The sequence below is a fragment of the Lysinibacillus sp. NPDC056220 genome (assembly GCF_049315265.1).
Taxonomy (GTDB): domain Bacteria; phylum Bacillota; class Bacilli; order Bacillales_A; family Planococcaceae; genus Lysinibacillus; species Lysinibacillus pinottii.
Genome location: NZ_JBMOXD010000008.1, coordinates 24,673 through 38,639, shown reverse-complemented (window position 1 = coordinate 38,639; position 13,967 = coordinate 24,673). Strand labels below are relative to the sequence as shown.

Here is a 13,967-nt window from a genome sequence, read left to right as displayed (position 1 = left end):
AAATCCCTCCAAATAAATTAGTCTTCTACTTGAACATTTTTAACCGTTAATTGTGCTCCTATGAAAATAGCAATCACAATCACTGCAACAATCCAAAATGCTAAACTATTTTTCCCTTCGAATATTTGTTGGAAAAACAATGCACCAAATGTACCACCAATAATGGGACCTACAACTGGTATCCAAGCATAACTCCAACCAGAATCACCTTTGCCTGCAATCGGTAAAATAAAATGCGCAATACGCGGACCTAAATCACGTGCTGGATTTATTGCATAGCCGGTAGGGCCCCCTAAAGCCATCCCAATTACAATAATTAACAAACCAACTAAAAATGGATTTAAACCATCTGTAATAGTATTTGTACCTAACGCTAAAATCCCTAAAACTAAAATAAATGTTCCTATCATTTCTGATAATAGATTTGATAAAGGATGCTTAATAGCTGGCATTGTAGAAAATGGTGCTAATTTAACATCAGCATCTGCTGTTGCCTGCCAATGTGGTAAATACATAAAGTAAACAAGCGTAGCCCCTAAAAATGCACCAATCATTTGTGCGGCAATATAGGATGGCACATCTGCCCAAGGAAAATTTCCAATCGTGGCAAGGGCAATGGTTAGTGCCGGATTTAGGTGAGCACCACTGATTCCACCTACTGCATAAGCTGCCATTGCAACCCCAAGCCCCCATGCAAAGGTAATAACAATCCATCCACCACCAAAGCCCTTTGATTTGTTTAACACGGCACCTGCTACTACGCCGCCACCAAATAAAATAAGAATCATTGTGCCGACCAGCTCAGCTGTAAACGTAGACATAGTTTAATCCCCCTTTGTGATAATAGCCCATAGAAAACAAAAAGGAACCCACATCCAATCAAACTACATTACTACATGTAGTTGAACAAATGTGGGTTCCTTTTCCTAACCACGTGCGTATGAACTTATGTCCATTTTAGAGAAAAAAACATACAGAGTCAACTATTTTTTGAAATTTTCCCATAATTGTCTATTGGATGTTGTAACGGCGATAGCACCACCAGCTAATGCTTCTTCAATATTGTCCACTGTACGCACTAAGCCACCTGTAATAACAGGGATTTGTGTACGCTCATAGATTTCCTGAATCATCGATGGAATAATGCCTGGTAATAGCTCAATATAATCAGGCTGCGCTGTTTCAATCATCGAATAACTTTTCTCAAGAGCAATCGTATCAATCAAAAACACACGTTGAATAGCCATAATTCCACGAGCTTTGGCTTTCATTAGCATATTGGAACGAGTTGAAATAATGCCAGCTGGACGAATATCATTACATAAAAAGTCTGCTGCAAAATTATCTGTTTTTAAACCATGAATTAAATCCGCATGAATAATTAATTTTTTTCCATGTCGATATGCCTCACGCTTTAAAGACATCAATAAGCTAATGTGCACCTCCAATAGCACAATATAATCGAATGGACTTGCTATTATCTCGTCAAACTGCTTGACGGTACGCGCAGCAGGAATCACCTGTTGATTATCAAAATGCATTCCATTCTCTCCTTCCCTTATAATACAGTGTGAATGCTCACCCTTATATTATGTTGAGAATAACTACCTCATTATAGCGCAGTTGTCGCTCGTTTTATTTCTTTCTTTACATCTTCTTCATATTGTGTCCGTTGCTGTGTTGTCCAGTTGAGTTGCTTAGCCATTTCATCTAAAATAGCCTCTTCATACTGTTGAACAGTGGCCATTTGAAAGAACATATATCCTGTCCGGCGAACCAAAAAATCATTTGGATGAACGACCATTTCATGATGAATCCCATACATTAATTGTGCATATAGCCATGATGGTAAGATGGAATGCCCTTCCTTTACATAATTAAAAACAATCTCTACGTTGCTACCATAATGCTGCGATAAGAATTTCGCCTCCTCCTCCGATAAACCTATTTTCTTACCTAATCTTGTATGGTCATATAAGAAGGCATAAAATTTATTTGAGCCGCCCATATGGCCACCAGAAATCGGAATATTTTTTGTGGTACACGGTGAAGATTTAATGCCAAATTGTTGATCTAGCTCTTGTGCAATCGTATTTAAAACTGTTTCGGCCATTTTACGATAACCTGTTAATTTCCCACCTGCAATTGTTACAAGGCCCGATGGTGAAATCCACACTTCATCCTTACGAGAAATTTCAGATGGATTTTTTCCGTCCTCATGAATTAATGGACGAACACCTGCCCAGCTTGATTCAATATCCGCATCTTCCACCTTCACATTTGGGAACATATAATGAATCGCCTTCATTATATAATTGCGATCTTCTTGATAAATATCCATATTGCGAGCATCGCCCTCATAAAATGTATCTGTTGTACCTACATAGGTTTTTCCTTGTCGAGGGATGGCAAATACCATGCGGCCATCAGGTGTATCAAAATAAACAGCTTGCTTTAATGGGAATTTGGATTCATCAAAAACAATATGCACACCTTTCGATAAAATTAAATGCTTCCCTGCTTGCTTCCCTTCAATTGTGCGCACATCGTCCACCCATGGACCAGCAGCATTAACGACAGCCTTTGCACGAATATGGATGGTATGATTTGTTACTAAATCCTTTGCAATAATGCCACTTATTTTTTGCTGTTCATTATATAAAAAGTTTTCGGCTTTTATATAATTCAATAATGTTGCCCCTCTTTCAATGGCTGCCTTTGCTACTTCAATGGTTAAACGAGCATCATCCGTACGATACTCTACATACATTCCACCGCCAAGTAATCCCTCAGTTTTCACTAATGGCTCCTTCTCAATGGTTTGACCTGTACTTAACATATAACGGCGCTCTGCTCGTTTAACTCCTGCTAAAAAATCATAGACACGCAAGCCGAGATTTGTAGAGTATTTTCCAAATGTCCCTCCCTTATGAAAAGGTAATAACATCCAAACAGGTGTTGTCACATGTGGACCATTTTCATAAACAATGGCACGTTCCTTCCCTAACTCTGCTACCTCTTTTATTTCAAATTGCTTTAAATAACGTAAACCGCCATGTACTAATTTTGTCGAACGGCTAGAAGTCCCTGCTGCAAAATCCTGCATTTCCACTAATGCTACAGACAGACCGCGAGCAATAGCATCCAGTGCAATACCACACCCTGTAATACCGCCACCAATTACTAATAAATCGTACTCCCTGCCTTGAAGTTCCTCTATTGTTTGTTGTCTTTGTAACGCAGAAGCTGTGCTCATACTTGATTTCCTCCTTCATCATTTTAACGATAAAAAAAGACCATCAAAAGCATATGTACGCTAGGCACATATGTTTTCAATGGTCTCTCAGTTACTCAAACCTGCTATTAACTTACTTTTTATTGTAATATGCACATTCCAAAAAGGCAAGTTTCTGTTTAGTGACAGAATACTGCTTACCTCACCCTAATAAAGGTTATTCAACATGATTTGCTTCAAAGCGATCAAGCAATGCACGCACTTCATCTGTTGATTTCGTGTTCATCAATTGGCTTCTTAATTCACCGGCACCTCGGAATCCTTTGACATATATTTTGAAAAATCGATGAAGTCCTGTGATGGAGCGTGGGAGTACTTCCGCATATTGATCTTGAAGATCGAGCTGCAGTCTTAAAAGGTCAAGATACTCTTTACTGCTATGCTCCTTCGGTTCTTTTTCAAAAGCAAAGGGATTTTTAAAAATACCTCGTCCAATCATTACGCCATCAATCCCATATTTTTCGGCGAGCTCTAGCCCGGTTTGTCGATCAGGGATGTCTCCATTGATCGTTAATAGCGTATTAGGTGCGATACGATCGCGTAATTTTTTGATTTCAGGAATGAGCTCCCAATGTGCATCAACTTGGCTCATTTCCTTTCTTGTGCGCAAATGAATCGATAGGTTCGCAATATCTTGTTTGAAAATATGCGTTAACCATTCCTCCCATTCCTCTACATCCTTATAGCCAAGTCGTGTTTTCACACTAACAGGCAGTCCACCCGCTTTGGCAGCTTGAATCAATTCTGCCGCCACATCAGGACGTAAAATAAGGCCACTCCCTTTTCCCCTCGATGCCACATTTGGCACAGGACAGCCCATATTAATATCAATACCTTTAAAGCCTAGCTCTGCCATGCCTCTACTCATTTGACGAAAATACTCAGGGTTATCCCCCCAAATATGTGCCACCATCGGCTGCTCGTCTTCTGTAAAAATCAAACGGCCACGCACACTTTTCTGCCCCTCTGGATGACAGTAGCTATCTGAATTTGTAAACTCTGTGAAAAATACATCCGGTCTTCCGGCTTCGCTGACTACTTGACGAAAAACAACATCTGTTACATCCTCCATCGGTGCCAGTACAAAAAATGGACGTGGCAAATCACGCCAAAAATTATCTATCATGCTCATTCCAAATCCTCTCACTAACTGTATAACTCTAATTCTGATTTAAAAACAAGTGGATGAAAAATTATAAAAAGCAGATGGTATAGATTTTTTCTATATCAACTGCTTTTCTATTATACCAACTCTAACCACGCAACCGCTTCACAATGTGTGGAATGCGGGAACATGTCTACTGGCTGAATTTCTTGTGTTTGATAGCCGCCATTCTCCAAAATACGAAGATCGCGTGCTAGTGTAGCTGGATTACAGGAGACATAGACCACTCGTTTTGGACGCTGCTCTAAAATAGTAGTTAAAAGTGCCTCATCACAGCCTTTACGTGGTGGATCTACCACCAGTACGTCTGCTTCCTTTCCTTCCTTATACCATCTAGGTATAACTTCCTCAGCTGGTCCTGCCTCAAAATAGGTATTTGTAAAACCATTGAGTACAGCATTGCGTTTGGCATCTTCAATCGCTTGTGGGACAATTTCTACGCCCATAACTGCCCTTGCCTTTTGTGCCAGGAACAAGGAGATCGTTCCGATTCCACAATAGGCATCAATCACTCGTTCATCTCCTTGTAAGTTAGCATAATCAAGTGCTTGTTTATAAAGGACCTCAGTTTGCTCTGGGTTGACTTGATAGAAGGAGCGAGCAGAAATTTCAAAGCGTACGTCGCCAATTGTGTCAATAATAACGTCCTTGCCCCAAAGGTTCAATGTGTCGTCACCAAAAATCACATTCGTTTTCTCATGATTAACATTTTGCATAATTGAAGTGACGTTCGGAACAAGCTTTTGAATTACTGCAATGGCCGCTTCTTTTTGTGGAAATTTTTTCTTTTTCGTCACGAGAACAACCATGACCTCACCTGTTGCCCGTGCTTTACGAATGACAACATGGCGCAACATTCCTTCGTGGGAAAGTTCATTGTAGGGGCGCATGCCTATCGCCACTAATTCTTTTTTCAAGCCTGCTAAAATTGCATCTGCTTCTCCCGTTTGAATCAAGCAACGCTCCATATCCACAATGCTATGCGTCTTCGTTTTATAAAAACCAGCAATAGCTTGTCCTGCTTCATTTTCAGAGAAAGGAATTTGCGCTTTATTCCGATAATGCCAAGGCTCTTTCATTCCTTTTACAGGCAGAACAGGTGCATCTATTTTGCCAATGCGTTGCATCACATTGCGTACCATATTTTCTTTCCATTTGAGCTGCCCCTCATACGATAAATGCTGTAATTGACAGCCTCCGCATTGCTTAAAGTAATCGCATGGAGCTTCTACTCGATCGGGTGATGGCTTAATAATATCTACAACTTTTGCAAAGCCATAATTTTTTAAGGTTTTCATCACATGGATTTCGGCTGTTTCGTTCGGAAGTGCGCCTTGTATAAATAATGGATAGCCATCTACCTTAGCAACACCATTGCCATCATGTGTTAAGTCTTCTATATAAACTGAAAGTCGTTCATTCTTTTTCACGGGTGCTGACATTCGTACATCCTCCATTTCAATCTCCTTATTGTAGCATGTGTTGGCGAATGAAAAAAGAACAAGACTTACCTGTTATGTCGTTCTCCTAACTAACTTGAAAAAAGAGCCGCTATTCGCGACTCTTTCCTTGCTCTTTTGTTATATGATAATCCCTTGGTGCCCACCAAAATGCACACAAGATTCCAAGAATGACGACAATAAAAGGCGCATAAAAAATTAAAAAACTTTGCATACACTCATTTCCTCCTATGCGTGATTGTCTTCTTTTCCAGTCACATAGTTTTTATTGAACAAGAATAATTTCATCAATAAATAAAGTGAAGGGAGCAGGAGACAAAGTCCTAAAATAAAGGCAATAATTAAAGCAATTGCCATTTGTGTACTTGTGAAGCCATCATAAATTGTTAAATATGGATACAGCAAATACGGATATTGCGCAATACCATAAGCGAAGAATGCTACAGCAAATTGAGCAATAAGAAGCGCAACTGCAAGCCCGTATTTTTTACGCAGCGCAATGAGGAGCACTGTAATCATAAATAATATGGCTGATATCGCAAACATCCACCATAGATTCACCATGTGCCCATAACTTTCAGGGTTAATGGACTTCATCTCATACATGATGCCTAACGCGCTAACCATCAAAGGAGCTGCCCATAAAAGTGCATATTTTCTCATTAGCTTCGTAGCTTCCTTGTCATTCGCTTTATGTGCATACCAAGTTAAGAATACTGCCGAAATGTAAAGTACAGCGGCAATACTCAGGACCACAATGCTCCAAGCAAATGGACTCGTATATAAAGTCCAGTAGTTTAAAACAGGCTGCCCATTAACGAGGTCCACATAACCTCCACCAGCAATAGCAAAGACAACAGACAAAGATGCGGGAATTAATAAACCTGCGACACCATATGTCAGCGTGTAACCAATATGTCCTCTCGTACCATACGATTCAAAGGCATAATAGGAACCCCGAATAGCCAATAGGACAAGAGAAATGCTGACTGGTATCAGTAAAATAGTTCCGTAGTAAAAAGCAGTTTGCGGGAAAAATCCTACAATCCCTACAAAGAAGAATACCAAAAAGACATTGGTTACTTCCCAAACAGGCGATAAATACCGTTTAATAATATTCGTTAAAATATGATTCTTCCCTATCAGTAAGCTATAAGCGTTAAAGAAACCAGCACCAAAATCAATCGATGCGACAATGACATAGCCAAATAGGAATATCCACAATACTGAAATACCTAGAATCTCTAATGTCATAGGATGTCACCACCTTTTTCAGAGTGGCGATCTTCAATCTCACGCTCAATTGGATTCTTTTTAAACATTCGCACCAAGACGACAATACTTCCTACCGCTAATACTGCATATACACCTGCAAACAACAACAGCATTAAATCCACATGATCACTCGTTGTGGCTCCTTCTGGTGTTCGCATCAAACCATAAAGAATCCATGGTTGACGTCCAACCTCTGCAAGCCACCAGCCTGCTTCAATGGCAATGATAGAGAGTGGGCCACCCGCCACAATGATCCATCGATACCACCGTGAATGTATAAACTGCCAGCCCCGTGCTTTCCCTACAACATACAGTAATGAAACTAGCACCATAAACATACCTATAGAAACCATGATATCAAAGAGATAATGAATATAGAGAGGTGGTAAATCCTCTTCCTCGAATTGATCTAATCCAATTACCTCTTCATTAGGATTAAAATGTGCAAGAACGCTCAAAGCATACGGAATTTTAATAGCATATTTCACTTCTTCTCCATCTAGTACGCCAAATAAGACAAGAGAAGCCTTACCTTCTGTTTCAAAATGCCATTCTGCTGCGGCTAATTTTTCTGGTTGATATTCCGCTAAGTATTTTCCCGAGAAATCTCCAATCACAGCTGCTGCAATAGAGAAAATTAAACCAATTTTCATCAGCAATAATAATGATTTTTTATGGTATACATGTTTCGATCCTTTCAGCATTCGGTATCCTGCAATAGCTGCTAATACAAAAGCAGATGTCATATATGCTGTTACCAGTACATGCGCCACCTTTGTCGGCATAGCAGGGTTAAACATCGCTAAGAAGGGTTGAATATTAACAAGTTCCCCGTCGACAATATCGAAGCCTCTCGGAGCATTCATAAAAGCATTCACGATTGTAATAAATACAGCTGACATCGATGCGCCTACTGCAACTGGAATTAACAATAGCATATGCTTTTTCTGACTATCGAAGCGGTCCCAAGTATATAAATAAATACCCAAAAATATAGCTTCAAAGAAAAATGCAAACGTTTCCAAAAAAAGCGGTAAAGCAATGGTTTGACCAGCTAGTTGCATAAAGTTGGGCCATAATAATGATAATTGTAAGCCAATTGCGGTACCAGTCACAACACCCACTGCAACCGTTATGACGAAACCACGTGCCCAACGTCTTGCCATTAAAATATAATGCTCATCATTCTTTTTATACCCAGTCCATTGAGCAATCATGATCATTAACGGGACACCGACACCTATCGTTGCGTAAATAATATGGAACGATAATGTTAACTCCGTTAATGCGCGACTCCAATAGACTGCTGATTCGTTTATCATCTCATTGCCCCCTAGCTTCCAAATATTCTTCCAAGAATGGAAAGTAGCATAATGATTGCAACACCAAAGCTTAGCCAAATAAGCTTCTTCTCCTGTGACTTATACAAAAGCAACACTTCCTTTCCCTTATCCATACCCCATTTTCCACTATTACAACGAAAAAAACCTTTATAATGGACCGGAATTTCAGCCTATTATTAAGGTTTCAAATTTTGTTCAAGTAATATACGCACATTTGCCAAACATTTTTCTTATTTCATTCACAATCCCTAATTCTAAAGGTTGGACTTACTACATATTGAATTTTTCGCTGCTGGTTATTTGATTTAGTCTATTACCTTTTTAATCGTTTCATACGAAATTTTAGTTGCCTATCAAGGAGTTTTTAACTTCGTTTCCTATACACAAAAAAGCTCACCCTCGCTAAAACAAAGATGAGCATTTCCTATTTTAAATACGGTCTTCCTCGCGAATATCTGCAAGAGGGACAAAAATTTCGATATGACGCTTTAAATTTTCAAAGGTAGCTGGAGCGTCTCCACCATATTCTCCATCTAGATTAAGATGGACTTCGTTTTCAGTCGTGACTTTGACAACACTCGCTTTTTTGTAAATGACCCGATCATCATTTAAATGTTCGCCTCTTAATGCCATAGCCGCCAATTGAATAAACTCAGGTAGACTTACTTTCTTTAACACTAATAATGTAAAGTATCCATCATTAATACTTGCATCTGGTGCAAGTTTTTCAAAGCCGCCTACAGAGTTGGTTAAACCACATAAGAACATCATGGCATCACCGTCAAACACTTCTCCATCGTATTCTATGCGCATATGGGAAGCTTTGATGGATGGAATCATCTCTACTGCTTTTAAATAATAGGCTAACTGCCCAAGCATTGTTTTCATTTTACTTGGTACTTCATATGTTAGCTCCGTAATGCGTCCGCCAGCAGCAATATTGATGAAGTAGCGTTCGCCATTTAATAGACCGACATCCACTGGCAATGTATCGCCCTGTATAATAATGTCTACCGCCTCATCAATATTTCGTGGGATATGCACAGCACGGGCAAAATCATTTGTAGTGCCCATTGGAATTAGACCAACTTTTGGACGGTTTTCAAATGGACTTACACCTGAAACAACTTCATTTAAAGTGCCATCTCCACCAACTGCGATGATTATATCAAAGCCACGGTCGACTGCATCTTTTGCTGCAAGTGTTGCATCGCCTTCACCGGTTGTTGCGTGACAGGATGTTTCATAGCCTGCTACTTCTAATTTTTCCAACACCTCTGGTAGATGTTTCTTAAACGCTTCGCGTCCAGATGTAGGATTATAAATGATTCTTGCTCGTTTCATAACATACCTTCCTGCTTCATAAGATTCTATTTCATTCAACGATTTACTCGCTAAAATGTTGCATTACGTTTGTTATTTTTGTAACGCGTTTGACACCTGTTTTTTAAAGTCGTCATAAACATACGTCCAATATGTTGGGTTCGTTATATTTTCCTCGCGAATTTCCGCATAAAGAGCTTTTTGAGCTTCTTCAAATGTGGGATCTTCTTTATCTGGTAAGCTTGTACGCTTCGTTACAACAAGCTCTTGTAATTCAGGTGCACGTGGACCCCACTTTCCAATCACCTCACCAGTACTATCTAATAGCAAGTAAATAGGAATAGCACGACCACCATTTGTTAGATAACGATCAATTAAATCTGTGTCCGCATCACGGAAAACTGTTCGCATGTCCAATTCAGCTGCTTCAGCAACACGACGAACAATGGGATTGTTTAACATTGCATCTCCGCACCAATCTTCCGTAATCGTTAAAATTTTAGGTTTTTTGTCTTTTAATAATTCAATAAAGCCATCGTTTGTTGGCACTACATAACTGTCATAAATGCGGAAACTCTCTTCTTTAAGAGTCGTCATATTGTCCATATATTGTTGAATTGAAATAGCTTCATTAAAATATTGTTGTTCTGATTTCATTAGTTCTCGTCCCCCTTATAATTATCTAATCTATATTTTGCTATGAATACTCCTTTTAAACAACTATTAAGTATTATAAATTTCAATATTGTAACATTTATGAAAAATAATAGCCGAGAAAGCAATTAAGCTCTCTCGGCTACTATGTTACAACGAGTAATTATCGTTTGGCAATTTCTTGTTGCAATAATTTATTGACCATTGGTGGGTTAGCTTGACCTTTAGTAGCTTTCATAATTTGGCCAACTAAGAAACCAATAGCACGATCCTTACCATTTTTGAAATCTTCAATAGACTGTGCATTATTGTCTAAAACTTCTGTAACAATGGCAAGTAAAGCACCTTCATCAGAAATTTGAACTAAGCCTTTTGCTTTTACAATTTCTTGTGCAGAACCGCCATTTTCAACTAATTCAGCAAACACTTTTTTACCGATTTTAGAAGAAATAGTACCGTCAGTGATTAATTTCACCATTTCAGCAAGGTTTTCAGGTGTTAATGCAGTATCCTTTAAGTCTTTTTGTTCTGCGTTTAAATAAGCAGAAACATCACCCATCAACCAGTTAGCAGAAAGTTTCGCATCTGCACCGTTGACGATCATCGACTCGAAGAAGTCTGAAATTTCTTTAGAAATAACAAGAACTCCTGCATCATATGGTGTTAATCCTAGCTCTTCAACATAACGCTTTTTACGAGCATCTGGAAGCTCAGGAATTTCTGATTTTACGCGCTCTAGCCAAGCGTCATCAATAGAAAGACGAACTAAATCTGGCTCTGGGAAGTAACGGTAATCATCTGTTCCTTCTTTCACACGCATTAAAATCGTTTTACCCGTTTTTTCATCGAAACGACGAGTTTCTTGCTCAATAACGCCACCTGATAATAATACATCTGCTTGACGTAATTCCTCATGCTCTAAACCACGACGAACATAGTTGAAAGAGTTCAGGTTTTTAAGCTCTGTTTTTGTACCAAACTCTTCTTGACCATAAGGACGAATAGAAATATTGGCATCACAACGAAGTGAACCTTCTTCCATTTTACAATCAGAAACATCTGTATATTGGATAATTGATTTTAATTTTTCTAAGTAAGCATAAGCTTCATTTGGCGTACGAATATCTGGCTCAGAAACGATTTCAACAAGCGGCGTACCTTGACGGTTAAAGTCCACTAGTGAGTGATCACCCGCATGTGAAAGTTTACCTGCATCTTCTTCCATATGAAGACGAGTAATACCGATACGTTTTGTGTATCCGTCTACTTCGATGTCAATCCAGCCATTTTTGCCGATTGGTTTATCAAATTGTGAAATTTGATAAGCTTTTGGATTATCAGGGTAGAAGTAGTTTTTACGGTCAAATTTCGTTTCTTGTTCGATTTCCATATTTAATGCAAGAGCTGCACGCATAGCGAAATCTACCACATTTTTATTCAGAACTGGTAGGACACCAGGATAACCTAGATCGATTACTGTTGTGTTTGTATTTGGTTCAGCACCAAAGTGAGCAGGTGCTGGTGAGAAGATTTTTGAGTTTGTTTTTAACTCAACGTGTACTTCTAAACCAATGACTGTTTCAAAGTTCATGTTATTTTCCCTCCCACATTTGAGGAACTTGTTTATGGAACTCCGTTGCTTGTTCAAAAGCATGAGCTACACGGTAAATAGTTGCTTCATCAAAGTATTTACCTATAATTTGTAAACCTAGTGGTAGTCCGTTGTCAAAACCACATGGAATGGAAATAGCAGGTACACCCGCTAAGTTCATCGGAATTGTTAAAATATCGTTTGCATACATGGTCATCGGATCATCAACATTTTCACCAATTTTGAAAGCTGGTGTTGGTGATGTAGGTCCAATGATAACATCAAAGTCTTCAAATACTTTGTCATAGTCTGCTTTGATCAGTGTACGTGCTTGTTGTGCTTTTTTGTAATACGCATCATACGTACCTGCGCTTAATGAATAAGTCCCAAGCATGATACGGCGTTTTACTTCATCTCCAAAACCTTGCGCACGTGTTTCTTTATATAGATCCATTAAATTTGTCACGTTTTCTGCACGGAAACCGTAACGAATCCCATCGAAACGAGATAAGTTAGAAGACGCTTCAGATGAAGAAAGGATATAATACGCAGCAAGCGCATATTTAGAATGAGGAAGAGATACTTCTTCTACAGTCGCACCTAAACCTTTTAATACCTCTAATGCTGCAAGCACTGATTGACGTGCTGCTTCTCCTACACCTTCACCGAGGAATTCCTTTGGTACAGCGATACGCAAGCCTTTTACATCTCCAGTAAGAGCAGCAGCATAGTTTGGCACCTCTACGTCAGCAGAAGTAGAATCATTTGGATCTAAGCCTGCAATAGCCTCAAGTAATAACGCGTTATCTTCAACATTGCGTGTAATGGGTCCAATTTGATCTAAAGAAGAGGCGAATGCCACTAGACCAAAACGAGACACACGACCATATGTAGGTTTCATCCCTACAACACCACAGTATGCTGCTGGTTGACGGATTGAACCACCTGTATCTGAACCAAGTGAAAATGGCACTTCCCCTGCTGCTACTGAAGCTGCAGATGCACCTGAAGATCCACCTGGCACATGATTTAAATTCCATGGATTTTTTGTTGTTTTGTAGTATGAGTTTTCATTCGATGAACCCATTGCAAACTCGTCCATGTTTAGTTTACCGACTGTAATCATACCGGCTTCACGTAGCTTGTTGACAACAGTTGCATCGTAAATTGGCATAAAGCCTTCCAAAATTTTAGAGGCACATGTTGTTTCTAAGCCTTCTGTTACAATATTGTCCTTCACACCGATTGGAAGACCAAATAGCGGTCCACGCTCTTCAAATGGTACCTTATCCATTTCAGCAGCTTGTGCAGTTGCTTTTTCTTCGTTTGAAGCAAGGAATGCTTGTACATCGCCATCAAGCTTTGCAATGCGCTCGTATGCTTCTTTCGTTAAGTCAGCGATTGATAAGTTACCTGCTTTAATTTCCGCTTGTAACTCCTTAGCTGAACGTTCAAATAACGTCATGAGGAATCCTCCTATGTTTTAGTATTACATGATAGCTGGTACTTTTACTTGACCATCTTCTTGTTCTCTTACATTTAACATCATTACTTCACGGTCTAGACCTTTTACTGCAACATCTTCACGCATTACATTAACTAATGGTAAAACATGCGTTGTAGGTTCAACATTCGCTGTATCTAGTTCGTTTAATTGCTCTGCAAAGTCAGTAATTTTACCAAGCTGTTCAGCAAACTTCTCAGCTTCCTCTTCAGTAATTGCAAGACGTGCTAAATTTGCCACGTGCTTTACTTCTTCTTTTGTTAATTTAGCCATTTTTTACACCTCCGAATACTTGCTCCATTTATTGTTTTTATTGATAACAATAGGGTTGGATAAAGTTAACCATGCCAATAATCA

Annotated in this window: 13 protein-coding genes; all 13 read right to left on the bottom strand. The window is 39.2% G+C overall.

Translation table 11 applies throughout. The features are described from left to right. Positions 1 to 17: 17 nt before the first annotated feature. Complete coding sequence (locus ACOZBY_RS18990) at positions 18 to 821, bottom strand: MIP/aquaporin family protein (RefSeq protein ID WP_012292038.1); 804 nt, start codon at positions 819 to 821, stop codon at positions 18 to 20. Positions 822 to 983: 162 nt separating this feature from the next. After that, positions 984 to 1,541 (bottom strand): glycerol-3-phosphate responsive antiterminator, encoded by a 558-nt coding sequence (locus tag ACOZBY_RS18985; RefSeq protein WP_012292037.1) that lies wholly within the window; start codon positions 1,539 to 1,541, stop codon positions 984 to 986. 71 nt (positions 1,542 to 1,612) lie between these two features. Then, positions 1,613 to 3,256, bottom strand: coding sequence for a glycerol-3-phosphate dehydrogenase/oxidase (locus tag ACOZBY_RS18980; protein ID WP_099806200.1), 1,644 nt, complete (start codon positions 3,254 to 3,256; stop codon positions 1,613 to 1,615). Positions 3,257 to 3,452: 196 nt separating this feature from the next. Beyond that, positions 3,453 to 4,421 (bottom strand): tRNA dihydrouridine synthase, encoded by a 969-nt coding sequence (locus ACOZBY_RS18975; RefSeq protein WP_036216598.1) that lies wholly within the window; start codon positions 4,419 to 4,421, stop codon positions 3,453 to 3,455. Positions 4,422 to 4,537: 116 nt separating this feature from the next. Beyond that, the gene (gene rlmD, locus ACOZBY_RS18970) at positions 4,538 to 5,902 is read right to left on the bottom strand and encodes a 23S rRNA (uracil(1939)-C(5))-methyltransferase RlmD (protein ID WP_036165189.1); all 1,365 of its coding nucleotides are present in this window, start codon (positions 5,900 to 5,902) and stop codon (positions 4,538 to 4,540) included. A gap of 109 nt (positions 5,903 to 6,011) precedes the next feature. Beyond that, on the bottom strand, positions 6,012 to 6,134 hold the full coding sequence (gene cydS, locus ACOZBY_RS18965) for a cytochrome bd oxidase small subunit CydS (RefSeq protein WP_012292033.1): 123 nt from the start codon (positions 6,132 to 6,134) through the stop codon (positions 6,012 to 6,014). A gap of 14 nt (positions 6,135 to 6,148) precedes the next feature. After that, on the bottom strand, positions 6,149 to 7,174 hold the full coding sequence (locus tag ACOZBY_RS18960; protein WP_031416799.1) for a cytochrome d ubiquinol oxidase subunit II: 1,026 nt from the start codon (positions 7,172 to 7,174) through the stop codon (positions 6,149 to 6,151). Further along, positions 7,171 to 8,517: a cytochrome ubiquinol oxidase subunit I gene (locus ACOZBY_RS18955; protein WP_012292031.1), complete on the bottom strand. Its 1,347-nt coding sequence runs from the start codon at positions 8,515 to 8,517 to the stop codon at positions 7,171 to 7,173. Before ACOZBY_RS18955 ends, ACOZBY_RS18960 begins: the two co-directional genes overlap by 4 nt. Positions 8,518 to 8,967: 450 nt before the next feature. Next, complete coding sequence (locus tag ACOZBY_RS18950) at positions 8,968 to 9,882, bottom strand: diacylglycerol kinase (RefSeq protein WP_025115774.1); 915 nt, start codon at positions 9,880 to 9,882, stop codon at positions 8,968 to 8,970. A gap of 72 nt (positions 9,883 to 9,954) precedes the next feature. After that, on the bottom strand, positions 9,955 to 10,518 hold the full coding sequence (locus ACOZBY_RS18945; RefSeq protein WP_422762605.1) for a thioredoxin family protein: 564 nt from the start codon (positions 10,516 to 10,518) through the stop codon (positions 9,955 to 9,957). Between the two features lie 160 nt (positions 10,519 to 10,678). Beyond that, positions 10,679 to 12,106: an Asp-tRNA(Asn)/Glu-tRNA(Gln) amidotransferase subunit GatB gene (gene gatB, locus ACOZBY_RS18940; protein ID WP_012292029.1), complete on the bottom strand. Its 1,428-nt coding sequence runs from the start codon at positions 12,104 to 12,106 to the stop codon at positions 10,679 to 10,681. 1 nt (position 12,107) lies between these two features. Next, entirely contained in the window at positions 12,108 to 13,571 is a 1,464-nt protein-coding gene (gatA, locus tag ACOZBY_RS18935; RefSeq protein ID WP_012292028.1) for an Asp-tRNA(Asn)/Glu-tRNA(Gln) amidotransferase subunit GatA, read from the bottom strand. A 24-nt stretch (positions 13,572 to 13,595) separates the two neighbouring features. Continuing rightward, a complete protein-coding gene (gene gatC, locus ACOZBY_RS18930; protein WP_012292027.1) occupies positions 13,596 to 13,883 on the bottom strand; it encodes an Asp-tRNA(Asn)/Glu-tRNA(Gln) amidotransferase subunit GatC in 288 nt (95 codons plus the stop codon). Positions 13,884 to 13,967: the final 84 nt, after the last annotated feature.